We start from the raw sequence: 292 nt of genomic DNA, 5'->3' as shown, positions 1-292 counted from the left end.
GGAAGTGTTCTCGGCGGTGCGCCTGGGTGTGAAACCCGAGATCAACGCCGTGGCCAGCCTGATTCTGCTGTCGGTGTCGCTGGTGACCTTCTTTGTCTGGTTCTTCAGCCGCCGTGCCGAAGAGAACCGCCGCCGGGCGATTCAGCAGGCGATCGAAGAGGGTGCAGCAGCGAACGCTTCACAGCCGCAGGTCAAGCGCCCGACGCAAGTGGCGGCTTCGGCCTGATCCGGCCTTTTCGCGGGCACGCCCGCTCCCACAGGTACAGCGCAGGCCTTGAGACTGCGCTGTACC

At 65.1% G+C, this 292-nt stretch carries 1 pseudogene; it reads left to right on the top strand.

The features are described from left to right. Positions 1–226, top strand: a pseudogene (locus tag GYA94_RS27005) (putrescine ABC transporter permease PotI); the annotation flags it as partial. Positions 227–292: the final 66 nt, after the last annotated feature.

The sequence above is a fragment of the Pseudomonas juntendi genome (assembly GCF_009932375.1).
GTDB lineage: Bacteria > Pseudomonadota > Gammaproteobacteria > Pseudomonadales > Pseudomonadaceae > Aquipseudomonas > Aquipseudomonas juntendi.
Note: the sequence above shows the minus strand (reverse complement) of the source record. Positions and strands in the feature narration are given on the sequence as shown.